Origin of the sequence: Streptomyces sp. NRRL WC-3618, assembly GCF_001280005.1 — a bacterium.
Taxonomy (GTDB): Bacteria; Actinomycetota; Actinomycetes; order Streptomycetales; family Streptomycetaceae; genus Streptomyces.
Window position 1 is genome coordinate 55,433 of the sequence record NZ_LGDW01000130.1, and the last position, 20,805, is coordinate 76,237.

Here is a 20,805-nt window from a genome sequence, read left to right on the forward strand (position 1 = left end):
TCGCATCGTTTTCGAGGAGGAATTTCCATGTCGGAAAAGACCGTCATCCAGCGTTACATCATGGCGCTCGGTGATCAGGACTGGGCCGCTCTGGAAAAGCTGTACGCCCCGGACGTCACCATGTACGCACCCAGCGCCTGGGGGGTGCAGGGCGTGGAATTCCTGCTGAAATTCTGCCAGGAGGTCCACAGCGCCCACCCCGGTATCCGTGCCGTCCTGCACGACGAGTTCTACAGCGCCGACGGCACCCGGGGGTCCTTCCGGTTCGCGCTGCACTGGCACAACACCGGCCCGTACTTCGGCAACGCGCCCACCGGCGAGCGCGGATCGAGCATCGAGCAGCACACCGTACGCATCGAGGACGGGCGGATCGTCGAGCAGGTGGTCGCGGCCAGCACCTTGGGGCTGCACTTTCTCCAGAAGGAGGCGTGGGGGGTGGCGTATGTGAAGGACGCCGTCGATCCGGCTCCCGAGATCGTCTCCGCGCCGTGACCGAGCCGCTCGTCGACGGCCCCTGGTCCCTGGAGGGCGCCGCCGGGCTGGTGCCGGGGGACGTCGCCGAGCGGTTCCGGGAGCGCGGATGGTGGCGGGACACCTCCGTCCTGCACGATCTGTTCCGGGTCGCCGCCGAGAGTCCGGACGCCCCGGCGATCGTCGTCTACTGCGTGCAGGACGGCCGTACCACCACCGTGCGCTACGCCGAACTGGCGTTCCACGTCCGGAGGTTCGCGGCGGCGCTGACCTCCCTCGGGGTGCGCCGGGGCGATCGCGTCGCCTTCCAGTTGCCCAACTGGTGGGAGGTGGCGGCCCTCACCCTCGCCTGCTGCTGGACCGGCGCGATCGCCGTACCCCTGCTGCCCACCCTGCGCGCCCTGGAGCTGGAACTCATGCTCAAGGCGGCCCGCGCCCAGGTGTGCGTCGTCGTGGACACCTGGGAGGGCTACGACTGCGTGGCCGCGCTGGAGGAGATCTCCACCCGGCTTCCCTGGCTGCGTCATGGCGTTGTCCACGGGGAGCGGGTCCCGCCGTGGGCGGTCGACTTCCGCGAGTACTTCCTGCGTACCCCGCACGAGGAACGGTTCGCGCCGCCGCGCCTGCCGACCGGGGAGGCCCTCGACCGGGTCTGCATGCTGCTGTTCACCTCCGGCACCACCGGGGAACGCAAGGCGGTGCTGCACACCGAGAACACCTTGTACGCGGGCACCGGGGCGGGGGCCGGCACGGTGGAGCGGGGCTGGGCCGCCCGCGAGGTGTTCAGCACCCCGCACCCCATCACGGGTCCCGCGGGCCTGCTGTACTGCGTATGGGGCCCGATCCTCGCCGGGGGCACCGGCGCCTACCAGGACGTGTGGGCGCCGGAGCGGTACCTGGAACTGCTGTCGGCGGCCTCAGTCACCCAGACCTTCCTGGCCCCCTCCTTCGTCAAGCAGCTCCTGGAGGAGCAGCGCCGGCGCCCCCGCTCGCTGCCCTCGCTGCGGTTCGTGATGACCGGCGCCGCCCCGGTACGGGCGGACCTCGCCCGGGCGATCCACGACGAGCTGCGGGTCCCGGTGCGCGCGTGCTGGGGCATGACCGAGGTGGGCATGGGCTTCCGGACCCGCGAGGACGACCCCTGCGACTGGGCAGCGAAGAGCGACGGCTCGCCGATGCCGGGCCTGGAGATGCGGCTGCTCCCGGGCCCCGGCGACGACGGCGTCCACCGGCTGCTGGTCAGGGGCGCGTCGCTGGCCGTCGGGTTCTGGCAGCCGGGCTCCGGGGAGCCGTTCCACGCGACGTGGCAGCACGACGACGGCTGGCTGGACACCGGGGACCTGGTACGCGAGGACGGCCGGGGCGGCATCCGTTTCGCCGGCCGGGCGAGCCGGCGGGTCGGCACCACGTTCATGATCCCGGTGGCGGAGGTCGAGCAGGAGATTCTGCGCCACCCCGGGGTACGGGAGGTGGTGATCGTCGGCTACGAGGAGGAGCCGGGACACGAGAGCTCGTGCGCCGTGGTGGTGGCCGACGGGGACCGCTGCCCGACACTCGCGGAGCTGGTGGGCATCCTCGTCGAACGCGGGATGACGCGGTGGTACCTGCCGACACGGCTGCTGGAGGTGTCCCCGGAGCTGCCGCGCAACGAGAACGGCAAAATTCGCTATGAGCGGTTGAGGGCCATGATTATAGACTCGGCAGGTCAGTTGGCGAGCGATCGCGACGAGCGCCGACCCTGAGGAAACGGGGAGTCATGGCCGAGGCGACAGCCGTCTCCGAGCGGTCCGGGACCTCGGATCCGTTCGAACAGTACCGGCAGCTGATGTTCGGCATCTCGTACCGCATGCTCGGTACCGTCGTCGACGCCGAGGACGTCGTCCAGGAGACCTGGCTGCGCTGGCAGCGCGTCGACCGGGACGCGGTCGGTGATCCTCGCGGATATCTGGTGCGTGCCGTCACCCGCACCGCCATCGACCAGATGCGCCGCAGCCGGGCCCGGCGCGAGGAGTACGTGGGGCCCTGGCTGCCCGAACCGCTGCTGGTCTCGTCCGACGTGGCGATGGAGTCCTCCATCCTCGGCGAGTCGCTGAGCATGGCGGTCCTGGTGATGATGGAGACGCTGTCGCCGCTGGAGCGCGCGGTGTTCGTGCTGCACGAGGTGTTCGGCTTCAGCTTCCCCGAGGTCGCCGAAGCGGTCGACCGCACGGAGACGGCCGTACGGCAGCTCGGCAGCCGGGCCCGGCGCCATGTGCGGCTGCGCCGACGGCGTTTCGAGCCGGACCGCCGGCAGGCCCGCGAGATCACCGAACGCTTCCTCGCCGCCTGCCTCGACGGCGACGTCGAGGCGCTCATGGCGGTGCTGGCCCCCGACGTGACGATGTGGGCGGACGGCAACGGCCACGCGGAGACCCCGCGCGTCCCGCTGTACGGCGCCGCCGCCATCACCGAGTACTTCGCGTCCACGGCGGGCCGCTACCCGGCCGGGCTGGTGGTCCACATGCACGAGCAGTACGACGGCGCGCCCGCCGCCGTACTGGCCACGCCGGCCGGCGTGTTCGCCGTGGTCACCGCGGACATCGACCTGATAGACGGCCACCCCCGCGTCACGGCCGTACGCGCCGTACGCAATCCGGAGAAACTGGGCCAGGTACCGACGATCCGCTGAGCGACGCCGACAGCCCGCGAGTCCGCCGGGCGCCCCTTGCCCGGAGTGGTGTCCGTGAGTGCCGGGTCGTGGGCCGCATCCCGATGGTGCTCCAGACGCGGCCGACGGCAGCCAGAGCGCCGACCCGGCGCCCCAGCCGGTACCCGGGACCCCGACGAGCCGGGCCGCCGGAAGGCAGGCTCTGGCACCCCGCACCTGTTCAAACGGCGGCCCCCACCCCGCGACACGACCGCCGTCAGTCAGAGCACCGGCCGACACCCCCAAACCGGCGCCCGGGGCCCCCACGAGCCGAGCCGTCCGCCGAACGCCAGCGGCCGGCGCCCCACGCCTGTTTCAAGCGCCCCGCACCCCGCCCGCCTGTCCACCAGCGATCGTCGGTCACTCCGCCAGAGTGCCCAAGCCATTGCGGCGTTGGCGGTCCATGACCCACTGGGCGACGTGGATGCGGGAGGGGACGTCCAGGCGGCGCATGACCTGGCGGACGTGGTTGACCACCGTCCACTCCGACAGCCGTAGCTGCTGGGAGATCTGGCGGTTCGTCAGCCCCTGGCTGACCAGCATGGCCACCTCGTACTGGCGCGCCGTGAGCTGCACCGGGCGGGACACCGCCGACGTGGGCTCGGGTGCGGGCGGGCCGACGGCGAGCGCCTCGCCCGCGGCGGCGTCGGCGGAGAGCGTCCGCCCTTCGCGGCGGGCCGCCTCGTACTCGGGGCCGGACAGCAGCCGGCGCGCGTCGCGCAGCGCGGCCTCCGCGTCGCCGGCGACCAGCGGCGGACGGGCCCCGGTCGCCTCCTGGAGGGCGGACGCGGCCGTGAGCAGCCGGGCCACCCGGTGCCCCTGGCTCGGCAGCCGACGCCACACATGCAGCGCGTGCCCCTCCAGGACGGTGGGCAGCATGGTGTGCTCCCCGATGGCCCGCAGCCGGTGCAGGCTCTCCCAGAGCAGCCGCTCCGCCAGCGCCTGGTCTCCGCGCGAGTCGGCCAGCGCGCCGCGCACGGCCAGCACCAGCCCCTCACCCCGGACGTCCCGGGCCCGCATGAACAGCGCGTTCGCCATGTCCAGCAGGTCGGCGGCGAGTTTGGCGTCGATGAGGCGGCTGCCGGTGGCCAGCGCCAGCGCGGCGTTCGCCGCCTCGACGGTCGCCCCCTTGCCGGCCGCCGCGTCGAGGAGTTTCACCGCGGCCTTGCGCACCGCCGCCGGCTCCGCGGGCCGGTGACTGACCGCGAGCTGGGCCAGCGCTGCCTTCTCCTGGACGGTGTCGCCCGCCTCGTGGAAGGCCCGGGCCGCGTGCCGGAAGCAGTCCGCCGCCAGCCGTGTCTTGCCGCCGGCCAGCGCCAACTGGCCGCGCGCCGCCTCGGCGCGCGCGTTCAGTTCGCCGGGCCCGGTGACGGCCAGGAACGCGGTCGACGCCTTGGCCAGCCACTGCTCGCCGAGGGCGAGATGACCGCGTACCAGCCAGAAGCGGTGCAGGGCGAGCGCGGCGCGCGCCGCGTCCGTCCGGCGGCCGCTCGCCTCCAGATGGGTCAGCGCGGCCAGCAGGTCCTCGTGCAGCGGGGCCAGCCGCTGGAGCCACTGCGCCTGCTGGGGACCCGTCAGACAGTCCTCGGCCTGGAGGGCCAGCGCCAGGAAGCGCTCCGCGTGCCGGCGCCGGGCGTCCGGCAGTTCGCCCGTCGCCGCCAGCCTCTCCAGGCAGAACTCCCGGACGGTGTTGAACATCGTGAACCGCGGTTCCCCGCTGCCCGGCGTCACCCGCAGCAGATGGTGGCCGACGAGGGCCTCCACGACCTGCTCCGTGCGGTGTGTGGGGAGGTCCCAGAACTCCTCGACGGTGGTGAGGTTCATGCTGCCGGTGAAGACGGAGAGACGGGTGATCAGCGCGCGCTGCTCCGTGTCGAGCAGCCGGAAGCTGTGCTCGGTGATCGAGCGGACGCTGCGGTGCAGGGGTGAGCGTGCGGCATGGTCGCCGCCGAGCACCGGCCGGCCCTCGCGCAGCCGGGTCAGCAGGCTGTCCACCCGGAAGAGCCGCAGCTTCTCGGCGACGAGTTCGATGGCCAGGGGCAGCCCGTCCATCCGGGTGCAGATCTCAGCCACCGCCTGGGCGTTCTGCGCGGTCAGCGCGAAGGACGGGTCGATCGCCCGAGCCCGGTCGACGAACAGTTCCACCGCGGCGTGGTCCTGGAGTTCCAGGACGTCCTGCCGGTACGGCGGGGTCGGCGTCGGCAGCGGGAGCACGGGAAAGAGCCGCTCCCCGTACAGGTGCAACGGCCGGCGGCTGGTGGTGAGGACCCGCAGCCGGGAAAAGCGGCTCAGCAGCGTGTCGACGGCTTCCGCGGTGGCGGCGGCTGCCTGTTCGAAACCGTCGAGGATCAGCAGACTCGGCTCGTCCGGCAGCCGTGCTGCCAAGGTCTCTGTGAGGCCGTCGCCGCCGACGGTCTCGTGCAGGTCGAGATAGGCGACCCGGGCGATCGGGACGGCGGCCACGGCCGCGCAGGCCAGCCTGCTCTTTCCTACGCCTCCCGGGCCGGTCAGGGTGATCAGCTGGTGCTCGTCCCGGCCGAGCTGGGCGGAGAGGGTGAGAACCTCGAGGTCGCGTCCCACAAGGGTGGTCCGGTGGCTGGGCGACCGGGAAGGCGTGTCGATGATCAGTTGCGAGCGCAGTTTTCCGGAGCCGAGCGCTCCGGCCGTCACCGGGATTTACCGATCGTGAATTTTTTACTGCGAATTGATTGAATTCTCATATTCGGCACGTTGTCCCCCGTCCCGTTACCTTGCGTAACCTGCAGCACAAAGCATACGACCAACAGCACTCAGGGAACTTCCCAGCCGAATTGTTGGCTTATTCGCGCCGCACGGCCTCCTCGGTCGAATTCGTTTTTTGCTTTGTCTGCCTCAGTACCGCCCTGCAGAGCGTCCCGAGAACCAGACCCCAGAAAGCGGCCCCGAGTCCCGCCAGGGTGAGACCGGAGGCGGTGGTGAGAAACGCGACAAGCACGGGGGTACGGTCGCGTGGCTCCGCGAACGCCCCCGACAGACTCCCGCCGAGAGCGCCCAGCAGGGCGACGCCCGCGGCCGCCGAGATGAGGGCCGGCGGCAGCGCCGCGAACAGCCCGGCGACTGTCGTCCCGAACAGACCGACCGCGATGTACAGCGCCCCACAGCTCAATCCGGCCACATACCGGCGGTCGCGGTCCTCGTGCGCGTCCGGCCCCGCGCAGATGGCCGCGGTGATCGCGCCGAGGTTGAGCGCGTGCGCCCCGAACGGCGCGAAGACGGCGGACGCCACGCCGGTGTCCCGCACCAGCGGCCCCGACGGCACCGCGTACCCCGCCTCCCTGAGCGCCCCCACCCCCGGCGCGTTCTGCGCCGACATGGTGACCAGGAACAGCGGCAGCGCCAGGCTCACCAACGCCTCACCCGGCCACGCGGGCACGGTGAACACGGGGGTGGCCAGGGACAGACGTACGTCTCCCAGAGACAGCGTGCCGGTGCCGGCCGCCACCGCGACGGCCGCGACGAGCGGTACCGCGATGGCGTACCGGGGCGCCACCCGCTGGAGGACGACGTAGCCCGCCAGCATCACCCCGGCCACGGCGGGAGCGTCCTCGATCGCCCGGAACGCCTCCAGACCGAACCGCAGCAGGATTCCGGCCAGCACGGCGGAGACGACGGCGGCCGGGATACGCCGCATCAGCGCGTCGAACCAGCCCGTCACCCCCACCAGCACGGTGAGCGCGGCCGCGGCCAGATACGCGCCGACCGCAGTCGCGTACGGCATCTCGTCCAGCTGCGTGACCAGCAGCGCCGCGCCCGGAGTCGACCAGGCCGCGACGACCGGCACCCGGTGGCGCAGGCTCAGCACGAGCCCGGTCACGCCGCTGCCCACGGCGATCGCCCAGATCCACGAGGAGAGCCGGGCCTCCCCCAGGCCGCCCGCGTGCGCGGCCTGCACCACGATGGTCAGCGGCCCGGCGAACGAGACCACGACCGCGACGGCCCCCGCGACGACCGCGGACAGGGACGCGTCATGCCACACCCGCCGTGCGCCGCCGCCGAGGGCCTCCGCCATCAGAGGATCTCGACGTTGGCGGCCGGTCGCAGCCGCCGCCGGCAGTCCAGGACGTGCCGGGCCCCGCGCAGCACCACGTCGTAGTCGAAGTCGTCGTGATCGGTGAGCAGCACCACCGCGTCGGCGGCGGCCACCTCCGCCTCGGTCAGCTCCACCCGGCGCACCCGGGCGTCCAGCGGCGCGGTCTCCCGGACGTGCGGGTCCACCGCGTGCACCTGCGCGCCGGTGCGCAGGAGCAGCTCCGCGACCCGCAGCGCCGGCGACTCCCGGGCGTCCCCGCTGTTGCGCTTGTACGCCAGCCCCAGCAGCAGTACCCGCGAGCCGTTCGCCGGACGCTGGAGCTGGTTGAGCGCCTCGACCAGGCGCTGCACCACGTAGTGCGGCATCTGGCTGTTGACGTCGTTGGCGAGGTCGACGAACCGGAACCGGCGGCCCAGTTGACGCTCCACGCGCCAGGAGAGATAGCGCGGGTCGACCGGCAGGCAGTGGCCGCCCACGCCGGGGCCCGGGGAGAAGGGCATGAAGCCGAACGGCTTGGAGGAGGCCGCGTCGATCGCCTCCCAGGCGTCCACACCCAGTTCGCGCGCGATCACCGCCATCTCGTTGACCAGCGCGATGTTGACGTGCCGGTAGGTGTTCTCCAGAAGCTTGGCCAGCTCGGCGGTCTTCGTGTCGCGCACCGGAACGGTCCGCTGCACCACCGTGCCGTAGAACTCCGCGACCCGGCGCAGGGATTCGGCGTCCACCCCGGAGACGATCTTGGGCGTGGTCTCCAGGGTCCAGCGCTGGTTTCCCGGGTCGATGCGCTCGGGGCTGTAGCCGAGGTGGAAGTCGGTTCCGGGGCGAAGCCCGCTCTCCTTCTCCAGCAGCGCCCCGAACACGTCCTCGGTGGTGCCCGGATAGGTGGTGGACTCCAGGACGACCAGCGCGCCCGGCCGCAGATGTGCGGCCAGGGTCAGAGCCGCCTCCTCGATGCAGGTCAGATCGGGTACGTCGTCCAGCAGCGGAGTGGGTACGGTGACCACGGCCACGTCGAACCCGGCGAGCGCGCCGGCGTCGGTCGTGGGCTGGTAGGCGCCCGTGGCCAGCGCCTTGGCCAGCCGCTGCTCGTCCACGTCCTCCACGTAGGAGTCGCCCGACCGCAGCCGGGAGACCCGGGCCGCGTCCACGTCGTAGCCCACGACCGTGTGGCCCGCCTCCACCGCGCGTACGGCCAGCGGCAGGCCCACATACCCCTGGCCGACCACCGCCACTCGACGGCCCGTGGGGCCCGGGGCACCGCCGTTCATCGATTGGGACATGGTGTGCCCTTTCAGCCGTTGTGCACGAGAACCAGGTTCGCCGCGATCAGGAGGACGACGCCCCAGCGGTGGATGGTGACGCCTTGCTTGCGGGCCGACAGCACCTCACCCGCGACGAGTCCGGCGTGCGCCTGCCGGGCGCGCATCGCTACCACGGGCAGCAGGAACGCGCAGAACCACCACGGCACCGCGCCGAGGGCCGCGGCGAGGACGATCGCGCCGGTCTCGGTGAGCGAGAGTCCGGCGATGAAGCCCCGGTAGACGCCCGGGGAGACGCTCGTGGCCAGGTTGCGGCGGCCGGCCGCCCGGTCGCCGGCCACGTCGTTGATGTTGGAGTAGACCGAGACCATCAGGCTCCACAGGCCGAACAGGAAGCACTCCAGCCAGGCCGCGCCGGTCATCTCCCCGTTCAGCAGGGCGAAGGGGACCAGCACGCACAGCCCGGTGCTCAGCCAGATGACCGCCTCCTGGCCGCCCCGGTAGCTGAGCTTGAGGCCGTACGAGTACTGCACGCTGATGACCACCGAGAAGCCCGCGGCGACCAGCGCCCACCAGGGCCGGTGCGGTGCGACCAGCGCGGTGAGCGCCCACAGCGCGCTCCCTGCGGCGGCACAGCCCCAGCCGAAGCGCAGCGCCTGCCGCAGGGTGAGCCTGCCGTCGAGCAGCGGCTTGCGGTCCCGGGCCCGCAGCGACTCCTGCGGGTCGTAGTTGCGGGCGTCGCTGCCGTCCCGCAGCCCGGTGACGTCGTCCAGCGCGACGGTGGCCGCCACGACGCCGACCCAGCCCGCGTCGAACAGCACCAGCGCCCACCAGGTGCGCGGCTCGTGCCAGGCGGCGGTGGGCAGCAGCGCCGCGACGACGAGGACGCACAGGTAGTAGTCGAAGAACGAGAGCTTCGCCAACTTCGCGTAGGCGCCCGCCCGTTCCCGTACGCGCAGGCTCGGCGGCGCCGAGGTCGTCGCCGTCATCGCCCCGGCTCCGTCCCGCCCGCCCTGCGGCCGACCGTGCTGATCAGTACCTGGCTCAGCCAGTGGTGGGCCGGGTCGGCCATCTCGGCCAGGGCCTCGTCGATCCGGGTGTCGTCCAGGAGCCCGGCGGCCACGATGCGCGGCCGCATGAACTCCAGCCACAGCATGTAGTGCCGGGCCTGGTCGGAGCCACCGCGCACCATCACCGCCCGGCCCTCCGCCGTTGCCTCCAGACCGGCGGCCAGGACCAGTTGGAGATCGACATGGCCACCGCGCGGATCGTGACCCGACTCGCGCATCAGCCCGTACCCGGCCGCCCGCACGTCCTGGAGGAAGTCCTCCGACAGGAAGGAGCGGAAGAGGGTGGAGGAGTCGGTGTCCTCCAGGAACAGCACCCCGCCGGGGCGCAGCGCCCGCGCCATCCGGGCCACGGCGGCGGCGCGGTCGGGCAGGTGCTGGAGCACCATGCGGGAGTGCACGAGGTCGAAGGCCGCGTTCGGCAGCTCCTCCTCCCGCAGATCGTGCCGTACGACGTCCACCTGGGGCACGGCGGCCAGCGCGCCCAGCCGGTCGGTCTGCAGGTCGGTGGCGAGGACCCGGCCGGTGGGGCCGACCCGCTCGGCGAGCCAGCGTGCCACGGAACCCGAACCGGCCCCGATCTCCAGGCAGTTCCAGCCGGGCCCCACGCCCAGCGCGTCGAGCCGTTCCAGGGTGCCCGGGTCCCAGATCGCCTCGTTGGTCCGCAGCCGCTCGGTCTCCTTCTCCCAGACCGGGTCGAAGACGTACTCCTGTTGTGCCGGCGCACTCGTCATGATGGTCTCCCTGGACTGTTCTCGCGTTCTCACGTGTAGAACTCGCAGACCGTGTCGGCGATGAACTCCACCTCGGCGTCGGTCAGATGGGGCCAGATGGGGATGGCCAGATTGCGCTCGGAGGCCCGCTCTGCGTTGGGCCAGCGGCCGTCCGGGGCGGCCCACGGCGCGAAGGCGGGCTGCCGGGGCAGCGGCACGGGGTAGTAGATGTGGCTGCCTATCTGACGTTCCGTCAGATAGGCGCGCAGGTCCTCGCGACGGTCGACGAGCAGCGAGTAGACGTAGTAGCAGCGGCCGTTGCGCCCGGCCGGCGGGGCGAGCACCCCGCGTTCACGCAGCGGCTCGAAGCGCTCGGTGTAGTAGTCGGCGATCCGCGCGCGGCGCTCCAGCCGGTCCGGGAAGCCGGGCAGCCGGTGCAACTGGAAGGCGGCGAGCACCTCGTCGAAACGGTTGTTCTGGCCGATGCGGTGGTGCAGGAAGCGGTGCACTCCGTCCTGTCCGTGGTTGCGCAGCATCCGCGCGGCCCGGGCCAGTTCGGGGTCGTCGGTGAGGACCACCCCGCCCTCGCCCGCCGTACCGAACGCCTTGACCTGGAAGAAGGAGAACACCCCGACATCGCCCCAGCGACCGGCGGGCCGGCCGTCCAGGACGGCGCCCTGGGCGACCGCCGCGTCCTCGATCAGCGCGATCCCGTGCTCGCGGGCGATCTCCCCCAGCCGCGCCATGTCCGCCATGATCGAGAAGACATGGGCCGGCATCAGCGCCTTGGTGCGTTCGGTGATCAGCGACTTCGTCGCGTCGGGGTCCAGCACCATGGTCCACGGGTCGACATCGGCGAAGACCGGCGTGGCACCCGCGTTCGCCACCGAACTGGCCACCGGCTGACAGCAGAATGCGGGCACGATCACCTCGTCGCCCGGGCCGATGTCCAGCGCGCGCACGGACAGCTCCAGTGCCCCGGTGCCGCTGGCGCAGGCGACGACATGGCCGGCGCCGGTCTCCTCGCGAAGCGCCTCCTCCAGCTGCGCGGTGCGCTCACCGAGGATGAACCGCTGGCCGGGGCCCGTGCCCAGGTCGTGCACGGCCGACAGCAGCGCCTCGCGGTCCTCCTCGAAGAGGTCGGTGGGGAAGAAGGGCAGAGTCCTCATGATGCGGCCCCCGTGTAGAAGCGGCGGACGGCCTCGCACACCCGGTGCACGTCGTCGAGGCCGAGATCGGGGTGGAAGGGAAGCGCGACCGTGCGCTCGCAGGCGGCCTCCGCGTGCGGGAAGTCGCCCCGGCGGTACCCCAGTTCGGCGAAGCAGGGCTGGAGGTGCAGCGGCGTCGGGTAGTAGACCTCGGTGCCGATGCCCTCGCGGGTGAGGTGCTCCACCAGGGCGTCCCGGCGCTCGACCTCGATCACGTACACGTAGAACACCGGGTCCTGCGGCACGTCCCGTACGGCCACCGTGGGCAGCCGCAGGACGCCGGGCACGCCGCTCAGCGCCTCGGTGTACGCCGCCGCCAGCTCCGCGCGCCGGGCGATCGCCGCGTCGAGCCGGGGCAGCTTGCCGAGCAGTACGGACGCCTGGATGTCGTCCATCTTGCTGTTGGTGCCCGAGGCCCCGGAGAGGTTGGAGATGCCGGCGATGTGGTCCACGGTGCGGCCCATCCGGCCGTGGTGGCGCAGGATCGCCGCCCGCTCCGCGATCTCCGCGTCGTCCGTCAGGACGGCCCCGGCGTCACCCAGCGCACCCAGGGTCTTGGTGGGGAAGAACGACAGCACGCCGCCGTCACCCAGCAGCCCGGCGTGAACGCCCGCGCGGCGCATGCCGATCGCCTCCGCGCTGTCCTCCACCACCTTCAGCCCGTGCCGCTCGGCCAGGGCGCCGAGCGCCCCCATGTCCGCGAGCTGCCAGAAGAGGTGCACAGGCATGATCGCCCGGGTGCGGGGCGTGATCGCCGCCGCCGCGGAGGCCGGGTCCAGCGAGTAGGTCTCCGGATCGATGTCGGCGAACACGGGCGTGGCACGGGCCAGTGCCACCGAGGATGCCGAGGCGACGAAGCTGAAGGCCGGCACGACGACCTCGTCGCCAAGGCCGGCACCGCAGGCGCGCAGCAGCAGGACGAGGGCGTCGGTCCCGTTGTTGACCGCCACCACATGCCGTGCGCCGGTGTATTCGGCGAGTGCCTTTTCCAGTTCGGCGACCTGTCGGCCGTGGGAATACTTACCCCGGTCGAACATCTCATTGAGATGGCGATTGATGTCCGGCCAGCAGTCACTGAAGGTGTCGGCCTGGGTGAAGAACGGAACCGGGTGTTCTGTTTCCGTTTCCGGGTTTCGATCGGTGCTCCGGGTAGGGGAGATCACGCGGTAATCCTCCGTGTGCCGGGCGGAGTTATGGATGGGCGAAGCTAAGCCGCTCGTTTTCCCGGCGGCAATGGCAAACCCTTGTCAGCACCGGGTGCGGGGAACTGGCAGGAACCAGTCATGCCGGGTCCTTGGAGCGGAGAATCGGCAGGTCACAGGAGTGCGGAACAAGTCAGCCGGCACCCTGTCAGGGGTCGGCACCGGCCCGGCGCTTGACACACCGACCCGCCCTGCCGCAGTTTTCTCAAAACGCCGCCGCGTCGCCGTGCTCAGGTCTCGACTCACAGGCCAGGAGCAGGCGGACGGGCCCTGCGCACCCTCGGTGGCATGGGTGCCGGCGGCAGCCGCGTGTCCGATAGCGGGTGACAGAGGATGTGCTCTCCTTGAAATCGCTGGACAATTCCGGAAGCCCAGAAGAACCGGCAGGAAATCGCGGGAAAACCGTGGTTCTCGCCGAGCCCCGCAGTTTCTGCGCCGGTGTGCAACGGGCCATCGACATCGTCGAGGCCGCGCTGGAACGCTTCGGGCCTCCCGTGTACGTACGCAAGCAGATCGTCCACAACGAACACGTGGTGCGCGACCTCGAGACCCGCGGCGCGCGGTTCGTGGACTCCGAGGAGGAGGTGCCGGTCGGCGCGGTCTGTGTCTTCTCCGCCCACGGCGTCTCGCCCGCCGTGCGCCAGGGCGCCGCCGACCGCGAACTCCAGGTGATCGACGCCACGTGCCCCCTCGTGGCCAAGGTGCACCAGGAGTCCAGGCGGTTCGTCGAGGACCGCCGCACGATCCTCCTCATCGGCCACGCCGAGCACGAGGAGGTCGAGGGCACCTACGGCGAGGCACCCGAACACACCCTCGTGGTCAGCACCGTCGACGAGGTGCGCGCCCTGGACCTGCCCCGCGACGCGCCGGTCGCCTACCTCACCCAGACCACCCTCGCCCTGGACGAGACCAGGGAGATCATCGAGGCGATGGAGGAGCGGTTCGACGATCTGCGCGGCCCGGGCAGCGACGACATCTGCTACGCCAGTCAGAACCGTCAGAACGCGGTCAAGGCGGTCGCCGCCCGTACCGGTCTGGTGCTCGTCATCGGCTCCACCAACTCCAGCAACTCCGTGCGCATGGTGGAGGTCGCCCGCGATGCCGGCACCCCCGCCCACCTCGTCCCCGGTCCGGACGACCTCGACGAGAGCTGGCTGGCCGGCGTGGACTCGGTCGGCGTCAGCGCCGGCGCCAGCGCGCCCGGCACCCTCGTCGACGGCCTGCTGCGCCGGCTCGCGGCACTCGGCTACTCCACGGTCGAGGTCGAACGGACCACCACCGAGGACATCGTGTTCGGACTGCCTTCCCAACTGAAAGGCACGGCATGAGCGAGGACGACGTCCTCACCCGATCGCTGGACGCCGTCCAGCAGCGCATCCACTCCTGCCTCACCGAAGAGAGCGCGCGCTGGAGAGCCGTCGATCCGCGCTGTGGCGCGTTCGTCGACACCGTCACCGCCATCACCACCGCCAAGGGCAAGCTGCTGCGCCCCAGGTTCTGCCTCCTCGGTCACCTCGCCGGCGGCGGCGACCCGGCTGATCCACTGGCCGTCGACGCGGCCGCCGCCCTCGAACTCCTGCACAGCTTCGCCCTGTTGCGCGACGATGTTCTCGACGACTCCCCACTGCGCCGCGGCGCCGTCACCGCTCACGAACGGCACGCCGACGACCACCGGGCGCGAAACCTGCGCGGCGAGCCCCGCCGTTACGGGGAGGGCGTCGCCAACCTCGCCGCCGATCTCGCGCACGTCTATGCCGACCGGCTCACTCGCGCCCTGTCCGAGGATGCGCGCGCGGTCTGGGACGAGACCCGCGTCGAGGTGACCGTCGGGCAGTACCTCGACATCGCCGTCGCCGCCGAAGGGGTGGCCGACCCGGAGCTCTCCCGCTGGATCGCGGTGTGCAAGTCGGGGCGCTACACCATCCACCGCCCCCTCCAGCTGGGCGCCGCCCTCGCGGGCCGGTCCGATCTCGCCGACGTCTTCGAGGGGTACGGGCTGCCGCTGGGCGAGGCGTTCCAGCTCCGGGACGACCTCATCGACGCCTTCGGCGACTCCGAGGACACCGGCAAGCCCACCGGTCTCGACTTCGACCGGTTCAAGATGAGCTACCTGCTGAGCCTCGCCGTACGCCGCGACGAACGGATCAGGGAACTCGCCGCCGCACCCGCGGGACCCGACGGCGCCGCCAGGATGCGTGACCTGCTCGTCGCGACCGGCGTCGCCGACGAGGTCGAACAGCGCATCGCCCAGCTCGTCGACCAGGCCCGCCGGGCCGTGGCCGACGCTCCCCTGGTGCCCCGGTGGCGCACGGAGCTGATGGACCTCACCACACGTGTGGCGTACCGGGACCGCTGAGAGGAGCCGTACCAGCATGGAGCGGACACTGATCATCGGGCTCGGGCGGGCGGGCCTCGGACTGCACTGGGCGGTCCTGCGCAGACTGCGCGCCGCCGGGGAGCATCCCGACCTCTTCGACCCGGCACCCGTCCTGACCCTCGACCCGCTCGCCCCCGCGGCACCCCCGCGAGGCGAGGAACTGCGCTCCGTCTCCTCGGTCGCCCAGGCCCGCGGCCTGCTGGACCCCGAGCGGACCGTCGTCCACCTGTGCACCCCGCCCGTGGCCCGCCTCGGCCTGCTGCGCGAACTGGCGGGCGCCGGTTTCCGCCGGATCATCGTCGAGAAGCCCCTGGCGGTCGAGCGCGGGGCCGTCCACGACATCCTCGACCTGGTCCGTACGGAGCGGCTGCGCCTGGCCGTCGTCGCGCCCTGGCTGGCGAGCTCGCTGACCGCGCGCCTGGCCCGCCTCGTCGAGGAGGGCGATCTCGGCGAACTGCGGTCCATCGACGTACGGCAGAGCAAGCCGCGCATGAGCCGCACCCTGGCCGCCGACGGCCACCCCACCGCGTTCGACGTCGAACCCCCGCACTCCCTCGGGGTGTGTCTGCGGCTCGCCGGGGACGCCGTTCTCACCGGCGCCGAACTGACCGACATGCACATCGGCGACACCGTCGTCCCCGGCATGGGCCGCGCCGAACTGGTCCTGCGGCATCAGGGGGCCACCAGCCGGATCGTCTCCGACCTCACCGCACCGATCCGCGAGCGCCGCGTCCAGCTGGGGTTCACCGAGGGCCTGGCGGTCGCGCACTACCCGGGCGCCGAGGACGACCACTACGCCCAGCTCCGGTTCAGCCGCACCGGCCACGCCGAGACCTGGGAGGTCTTCCCCGACGACGCGCTGTCCACGTACTTCGTCGACACCTACCGCGCCCTGGGCGACGGCACCGCCCTGGAACCCCAACTACGCCTCGCCTCCCGCGTGGTGGAGCTGCTCGCCGACGCCAAGGAGGCGAGCTCGCGGTCCGGCCCGGCGGACGCCCTCCCGTCCGCCGGGCACCCGGGACGGTGGGTGAGCCATGCGGGCTGACACCGCGGCCCGGTCCGCCGCCGAGGCGTCCCGGCTCCACCCGCCGCCCGGCATCCGCTTCGCCGGCATCGGCGACGAGGCCGCCCCCGACCTCGCCGCTCAGATCCGGGCCCACCGGTTACTGGGCTGGTCCGCCGTCGAGCTGCGCGACATCGACGGCACCGCCCTCGCCGACCTCGACGACGCAGCCTTCGACCGGGTGGCCGAGACACTGCGCGAGGCACGTCTCGACGTGGTGTGCGTGGATTCCCGTATCGCCAACTGGGCGCGCCCGATCACCGGTGACTTCGAGCTGGACCGCGGCGAGCTGGAGCTTCTCGCCCCGAGGTGCGCCGCGCTCGGCACCCGCCACATCCGCGTGATGTCCTACCCGAACGACCCCGCCACCCCACTCGACGAACCGGAGTGGGCCCGGCGCTGCGTCGACCGGATGTCGCGCCTCGCCCGGCAGGCCGAGGACCACGGACTGGTCCTGCTGCACGAGAACTGCGCGGGCTGGGCCGGCGCCGACGCGGCCCGCGCGCTGCGTCTGCTGGCCGAGGTCGACAGCCCGGCGCTGCGGCTGGTGTTCGACACCGGCAACGGGGTGGCGTACGGCTACGAGGCCTACGACCTGCTCACCGAACTCGTCCCGTGGGTGGACCACGTCCAGGTCAAGGACGCCCGCGCCGAAGGCGACGAGGCGGTCTACACCCTGCCCGGCGAGGGGAGTTGCCGGGTCGCCGACTGTCTGCGGCTGCTGCTCGACCACGGCTACACCGGCGCCTGGTCCATCGAACCGCACCGGGCGGTCCGTCCCCACGAGGGCCGGACCGACGCCGGCCGGGACGGCGTCGCCGAGTTCGTCCGCTACGGCCGCGCCCTGGAGGCCCTGGCCGCCGGGCTGACCGGGGAGGTGGCGCCATGACGGGCACCCGACTGAGCTCCGGGGAGCGGGAGTTGCTGCTGCACCTGCTCGAACTGCCCACGGCCGGCCTGCTGGAGGGCGAGGGTGAGCCCCGTCTGTGGGACGCCCAGCACGCGTACGCCGATGTCGCGCGCCGGCTGGGTTTCGGCGTGGTGCACCATGCCGCCGCCGACCCGGCCGAGCTGACGGACGACCAGGTGCCGCTCGCCGTACGGCGGGCCGTCGCGGACGACCCCGGCTTTCTCGCCGTACAGCCCTCCCTGGTGCTGGCGCTCGGCCCGGCGCTGCCGCAGGCGGACACGGTGATGTTCAACGTGCACCTCGACACCGTCGCCGGCCTCGAACCGGCCGGGTTCGACGGGGAACGGTTCACCGGGCGCGGCGCGATAGACGCCAAGGGCCCCGCCGTTGCGCTGCTGGCCGGGGTGCGCGCGGCGCTCGAGGCCGATCCCGGCCTGGCCGTCGGCACCCGGGTGCTCATCCAGGCCGTGTCCGGGGAGGAGGGCGGTGCCATGGGGGTGTTCGGCACCCGTCCGCTGATCCGGCGCGGCTGGTACGGCCGGCTCAACCTGTTCTGCGAGCCCACCGGGATGCGGCTGCTGCCGCGCTCCACCGCCGCGATGACCGCCTGCGTCCGGGTCGACGGCGACGACGCCATCGACGACCGCCCCGCCGCCGGGCACAACGCCACCGTCCTGCTCGGCCACCTCGCCGGTCGGCTCGCCGCCCGGCTCCCCGAGCGGGCGGGCGGCGGCCAGGTCTGCGTCGCCGGGCTGCACACCGGCCACCTCCACAACCGGGTGTACGGCACCGGCCGGCTGCTGCTCAACTGCTCCTACCCGGACTCCGCCGCCGGCCGGGCCCTGGCCGGCCACCTCGAACGCGAGGTCGCCGAGGGGCTGCGGGAGTTCACCGAGACCTATGCCACCCACCGGGACCTGGCCCGCACCGCCGCTGACGCCGGCGTGATCACCCGCGTCGAGTGGCACAAGCGGGGCCTGCCCGCGCTCGCGCCGGTGGCCGACCCCTGGGCCACCGACCTGCTGGAGCGCGGCGCCGGGCTGACCCGGTGGCCCGCCGACGAGCCCGCCTTCACCTGCGACGCGCTGTGGGCGGCGGGCCTGCCGGGCGCCTACACCGCCGTCCTCGGCCCCGGTGACCTCGGCCGCAACCACGCGCACGCGGCAGGGGAGTTCGCCGACCTGTCCGATCTCGAAGCCTTCGCCGGGGCGGTGAGCGGGATCCTCGTCCGCTTCGCTGCCCGGCACCGCGCCGCCACGGGAGGAAAACGACAGTGACCCAGCCGACCCACACCCCGCCGCACGACGGGGTGAGCGTCTCCCACGACGCCCTCGTGGCCTTCACCGCCGAGGTCTTCGCCGACCGCGGGGTGCCGCGGGGGCGGGCCCGCACCGCCGCGCAGGCCTTGGTGCACGGCGACCTCACCGGGCTCACCTCGCACGGCCTCGCCAACCTCACGCGGCTGTACCTGCCCGCTCTCGACTCGGGCCGCATCGACGCCACCGCGGAACCGGAGAAGATCACCGACACCGGCGCCGCCGTCCTCCTCGACGGACGCCGCTCCCTCGGCCTGTGGGCGGCGACCGAGGCGCTGGAACTGGCCGCCGACCGCGCGCAGGAGACCGGCGTCGCGCTGGTGACCATGCGCGACGCGACCCACTTCGGCTGCGCCGGATACCACACGGCCCGGATCGCCCGGCGCGGCATGGTCGCCGTACTCGCCTCCAACTGCGGCCGTCAGCGCATCGCGCGCCCGCCGGGCGGCCGGGCCGCGATGCTCGGCACCAACCCCTTCAGCGTCGCGGCGCCCGCGGGCGAGAGGCCCCCGTACGTCCTGGACATGAGCACCACCGTGGTGCCGACCGGCAAGGTTCGGGCCGCCGCCCGTGCCGGGGAGCCGATCCCGGAAGGCTGGTTGGAGGACGCCGAGGGCCACCCGGTGACGGACCCGCTGGCCCTGGACACCGGCGAGGGCTTCCTGCGCTGGCTGGGCGGCGACCCGGCCACCGGCGCCTTCAAGGGCTACGGCCTGGGCCTCATGGTCGAGGTGCTGGCCGCGCTGGTGCCCGGCGCCGGGCTCGGCCCCGCCCCCGAGGCCCTCACCGGCGACGGACGGCCCAGCGGGCGGGACGACGACATCGGGCTCACCGCCCTCGTCCTGGCCCCCGGCGCCCTGCGTCCCGAGCGGGACTTCCGCACCGAGGCCGACGGACTCTTCGGCGCGCTCCTCGACTGCCCACCCCTCGACCCCGCCCGCCCGGTCAGCTATCCCGGCCGTCCCGAGGAACTGACCGCCACGCACCGCCGCGAACACGGCGTCCCGCTGTCGGCCGAACGCCATGCCGAACTGACCGCCCTGGCCGCCGAACGCGGCCTCACGTTCCCCGAGGTGGACGCCCGATGACCCGGCCCACGGACCTGCCGACCCGCGTCGGCCTCATCGGCCTCGGCGTCATCTCGAAGTTCTACGTCGCCGCCTTCGACCGGCTGCCCGGCCTGGAGCTCACCGCCGTGTGCGATCTGCGGCCGGCCGCCCTGGAGCCGTTCCACGACACCGCCAAGTGCTACACCGGCCACGCCGAACTGCTGGCCGACGCCGCCGTGGACGCGGTCGTCGTGAATGTCCCCAACGACACGCACGCCACGGTGTGCGCCGCCGCCCTCGCGGCGGGGGTCGCGGTCTGCGTCGAGAAGCCGCTCGCCACCCGGGTCGAACACGGCCACGCGCTCGCCGCACTGGCCCGGAAGAGGCACGCCACCCTCTTCACCTCCTTCCACCGCCGCTACAACTCCGCCGTCCTGCGCCTCCTGGAGGAGGTCTCGGCGGCCGACGCCCCCGTACGTTCCCTCACCGTCCGCTACCTCGAACGCATCGAGGACCACGCGGGCGGCGACCGCTGGTACCTCGACGCCGACCGCTGCGGCGGTGGCTGCGTGGCCGACAACGGCCCCAACGCCTTCGACCTGGTACGGCTGTTCCTCGGCGACGTCGACCTGACCGCGGCGGACGTCGTCCGCGACGAGCTGGGCACCGACCGCCGGGCCACCGTCGCCCTGAGTGCCGCGCCCGGCGTCACCGCCCGGGTCGAACTCGACTGGTCCTACGACGGTGAGGTCAAGGACGTCACCGTCGAACTCGCCGACGGTACCCGGCTGTTCGCCGACATGCTCGCCGGTCACCCGGAGTTCAAGGGCTCGCTCTGGCACGAGTACGTCGGTGTCCTCACCGACTTCGACGCCCGGCTGCGCGGCGGACACGACGCCTCCGCCGACGGACTCGCCGCCCTCGAACTCGTCGACGCCGTCTACCGCGCGGAAGGAGCCCTCCGGTGAACCCACGAGAGGACGGCGCCAAACGCGCGGTGCACGCCACGGTCGTCAAGGTGCTGACCCATCGCCGCGACGACCGGGGCATGCGGCTGGAGGAGTTCACCAGCCGCTGCGTACGTGGTGGCGAGGTGCACGAGCTGGTCACCACCGACCAGACCGGCAGCCCGCCCGGCGCCCGCATCGACCGCGTCGGCTTCCTCGGCTTCGCCGAGATCCAGGGCGCCGGGGTGATCGACCGGGGCGACGAGGTGTGGGTCGACGGCCGCCTCGCGGGCACCGTGCTCGGCTTCGACGCCTGCCACTTCCCCAACCACTACAACGTGCTGATCGCCGCCGACACCCTGGTGACGGGCCCCGACCTGGACCTCCGTCCGGAGACACCGGTGTCCTTCCACCAGGTCGCGGCGGACGTCCGCGCGGACCGGCCCGTGGGAACGAGGAGCTGAC

Annotated in this window: 18 protein-coding genes; 11 read left to right on the forward strand and 7 right to left on the reverse strand. The window is 72.6% G+C overall.

All coding sequences use genetic code 11. The annotated features are described in order from the left end of the window. Positions 1 to 27 precede the first annotated feature (27 nt). Genes ADL01_RS15660 through sigJ form a run of 3 tightly spaced genes read left to right on the forward strand, consistent with a single transcriptional unit; the run spans position 28 to position 3,139 of the window. Positions 28 to 492 carry an ester cyclase gene (locus tag ADL01_RS15660; protein WP_053742599.1) on the forward strand — a complete coding sequence of 155 codons (465 nt, stop codon included), beginning with the start codon at positions 28 to 30 and terminating at the stop codon, positions 490 to 492. Continuing rightward, the gene (locus ADL01_RS15665) at positions 489 to 2,213 is read left to right on the forward strand and encodes an AMP-binding protein (protein WP_053742600.1); all 1,725 of its coding nucleotides are present in this window, start codon (positions 489 to 491) and stop codon (positions 2,211 to 2,213) included. The genes ADL01_RS15660 and ADL01_RS15665 overlap by 4 nt, the downstream gene beginning before the upstream one ends. 14 nt (positions 2,214 to 2,227) lie before the next feature. Continuing rightward, positions 2,228 to 3,139: an RNA polymerase sigma factor SigJ gene (gene sigJ / locus ADL01_RS15670; protein WP_053742601.1), complete on the forward strand. Its 912-nt coding sequence runs from the start codon at positions 2,228 to 2,230 to the stop codon at positions 3,137 to 3,139. A 378-nt stretch (positions 3,140 to 3,517) separates the two neighbouring features. On the opposite strand, the gene ADL01_RS15675 is transcribed toward sigJ, so the two are convergent. The 7 genes from ADL01_RS15675 to ADL01_RS15705 form a co-directional block, all read right to left on the reverse strand. Then, the gene (locus tag ADL01_RS15675; RefSeq protein ID WP_053742602.1) at positions 3,518 to 5,827 is read right to left on the reverse strand and encodes an ATP-binding protein; all 2,310 of its coding nucleotides are present in this window, start codon (positions 5,825 to 5,827) and stop codon (positions 3,518 to 3,520) included. A gap of 148 nt (positions 5,828 to 5,975) precedes the next feature. Beyond that, a complete protein-coding gene (locus tag ADL01_RS15680; protein WP_053742603.1) occupies positions 5,976 to 7,205 on the reverse strand; it encodes a benzoate/H(+) symporter BenE family transporter in 1,230 nt (409 codons plus the stop codon). Further along, positions 7,205 to 8,506: a nucleotide sugar dehydrogenase gene (locus tag ADL01_RS15685; RefSeq protein ID WP_078960541.1), complete on the reverse strand. Its 1,302-nt coding sequence runs from the start codon at positions 8,504 to 8,506 to the stop codon at positions 7,205 to 7,207. The genes ADL01_RS15680 and ADL01_RS15685 overlap by 1 nt, the downstream gene beginning before the upstream one ends. An 11-nt stretch (positions 8,507 to 8,517) precedes the next feature. After that, entirely contained in the window at positions 8,518 to 9,474 is a 957-nt protein-coding gene (locus ADL01_RS15690) for a UbiA family prenyltransferase (protein WP_053742605.1), read from the reverse strand. Then, positions 9,471 to 10,286, reverse strand: coding sequence for a class I SAM-dependent methyltransferase (locus tag ADL01_RS15695; protein ID WP_053742606.1), 816 nt, complete (start codon positions 10,284 to 10,286; stop codon positions 9,471 to 9,473). The genes ADL01_RS15690 and ADL01_RS15695 overlap by 4 nt, the downstream gene beginning before the upstream one ends. A 29-nt stretch (positions 10,287 to 10,315) precedes the next feature. Continuing rightward, entirely contained in the window at positions 10,316 to 11,434 is a 1,119-nt protein-coding gene (locus tag ADL01_RS15700) for a DegT/DnrJ/EryC1/StrS family aminotransferase (RefSeq protein ID WP_053742607.1), read from the reverse strand. Beyond that, positions 11,431 to 12,636, reverse strand: a complete 1,206-nt coding sequence (locus ADL01_RS15705) for a DegT/DnrJ/EryC1/StrS family aminotransferase (protein WP_053742608.1) — start codon at positions 12,634 to 12,636, stop codon at positions 11,431 to 11,433. The genes ADL01_RS15700 and ADL01_RS15705 overlap by 4 nt, the downstream gene beginning before the upstream one ends. A 443-nt stretch (positions 12,637 to 13,079) precedes the next feature. On the opposite strand from ADL01_RS15705, the gene ispH reads away from it, so the two are divergent. From ispH to ADL01_RS15745, 8 genes are read left to right on the forward strand one after another with little or no spacing between them, the layout of a single operon-like run. Continuing rightward, entirely contained in the window at positions 13,080 to 14,003 is a 924-nt protein-coding gene (gene ispH, locus ADL01_RS15710; protein WP_078960542.1) for a 4-hydroxy-3-methylbut-2-enyl diphosphate reductase, read from the forward strand. Next, entirely contained in the window at positions 14,000 to 15,031 is a 1,032-nt protein-coding gene (locus ADL01_RS15715; protein ID WP_053742609.1) for a polyprenyl synthetase family protein, read from the forward strand. Before ispH ends, ADL01_RS15715 begins: the two co-directional genes overlap by 4 nt. Before the next feature lie 16 nt (positions 15,032 to 15,047). Next, the gene (locus ADL01_RS15720; RefSeq protein ID WP_053742610.1) at positions 15,048 to 16,100 is read left to right on the forward strand and encodes a hypothetical protein; all 1,053 of its coding nucleotides are present in this window, start codon (positions 15,048 to 15,050) and stop codon (positions 16,098 to 16,100) included. Next, positions 16,090 to 17,007, forward strand: coding sequence for a sugar phosphate isomerase/epimerase family protein (locus ADL01_RS15725; protein ID WP_078960543.1), 918 nt, complete (start codon positions 16,090 to 16,092; stop codon positions 17,005 to 17,007). The genes ADL01_RS15720 and ADL01_RS15725 overlap by 11 nt, the downstream gene beginning before the upstream one ends. Next, positions 17,004 to 18,305 (forward strand): M20/M25/M40 family metallo-hydrolase, encoded by a 1,302-nt coding sequence (locus ADL01_RS15730; RefSeq protein WP_053742611.1) that lies wholly within the window; start codon positions 17,004 to 17,006, stop codon positions 18,303 to 18,305. Before ADL01_RS15725 ends, ADL01_RS15730 begins: the two co-directional genes overlap by 4 nt. Further along, complete coding sequence (locus tag ADL01_RS15735) at positions 18,302 to 19,432, forward strand: Ldh family oxidoreductase (protein WP_053742612.1); 1,131 nt, start codon at positions 18,302 to 18,304, stop codon at positions 19,430 to 19,432. Before ADL01_RS15730 ends, ADL01_RS15735 begins: the two co-directional genes overlap by 4 nt. After that, positions 19,429 to 20,361, forward strand: a complete 933-nt coding sequence (locus ADL01_RS15740; protein ID WP_053742613.1) for a Gfo/Idh/MocA family protein — start codon at positions 19,429 to 19,431, stop codon at positions 20,359 to 20,361. Before ADL01_RS15735 ends, ADL01_RS15740 begins: the two co-directional genes overlap by 4 nt. Then, on the forward strand, positions 20,358 to 20,804 hold the full coding sequence (locus ADL01_RS15745) for a DUF6917 domain-containing protein (protein WP_053742614.1): 447 nt from the start codon (positions 20,358 to 20,360) through the stop codon (positions 20,802 to 20,804). Before ADL01_RS15740 ends, ADL01_RS15745 begins: the two co-directional genes overlap by 4 nt. Position 20,805: the final 1 nt, after the last annotated feature.

Excerpts from the sequence above, each read along its gene's own strand:
- ADL01_RS15660 (WP_053742599.1), top strand. The coding sequence starts at position 28 with ATGTCGGAAAAGACCGTCATCCAGCGTTACATCATGGCGCTCGGTGAT.
- sigJ (WP_053742601.1), top strand. The coding sequence starts at position 2,228 with ATGGCCGAGGCGACAGCCGTCTCCGAGCGGTCCGGGACCTCGGATCCG.
- ADL01_RS15680 (WP_053742603.1), bottom strand. The coding sequence starts at position 7,205 with ATGGCGGAGGCCCTCGGCGGCGGCGCACGGCGGGTGTGGCATGACGCG.
- ADL01_RS15685 (WP_078960541.1), bottom strand. The coding sequence starts at position 8,506 with ATGTCCCAATCGATGAACGGCGGTGCCCCGGGCCCCACGGGCCGTCGA.
- ADL01_RS15690 (WP_053742605.1), bottom strand. The coding sequence starts at position 9,474 with ATGACGGCGACGACCTCGGCGCCGCCGAGCCTGCGCGTACGGGAACGG.
- ADL01_RS15695 (WP_053742606.1), bottom strand. The coding sequence starts at position 10,286 with ATGACGAGTGCGCCGGCACAACAGGAGTACGTCTTCGACCCGGTCTGG.
- ADL01_RS15700 (WP_053742607.1), bottom strand. The coding sequence starts at position 11,434 with ATGAGGACTCTGCCCTTCTTCCCCACCGACCTCTTCGAGGAGGACCGC.
- ADL01_RS15715 (WP_053742609.1), top strand. The coding sequence starts at position 14,000 with ATGAGCGAGGACGACGTCCTCACCCGATCGCTGGACGCCGTCCAGCAG.
- ADL01_RS15720 (WP_053742610.1), top strand. The coding sequence starts at position 15,048 with ATGGAGCGGACACTGATCATCGGGCTCGGGCGGGCGGGCCTCGGACTG.
- ADL01_RS15725 (WP_078960543.1), top strand. The coding sequence starts at position 16,090 with ATGCGGGCTGACACCGCGGCCCGGTCCGCCGCCGAGGCGTCCCGGCTC.
- ADL01_RS15730 (WP_053742611.1), top strand. The coding sequence starts at position 17,004 with ATGACGGGCACCCGACTGAGCTCCGGGGAGCGGGAGTTGCTGCTGCAC.
- ADL01_RS15740 (WP_053742613.1), top strand. The coding sequence starts at position 19,429 with ATGACCCGGCCCACGGACCTGCCGACCCGCGTCGGCCTCATCGGCCTC.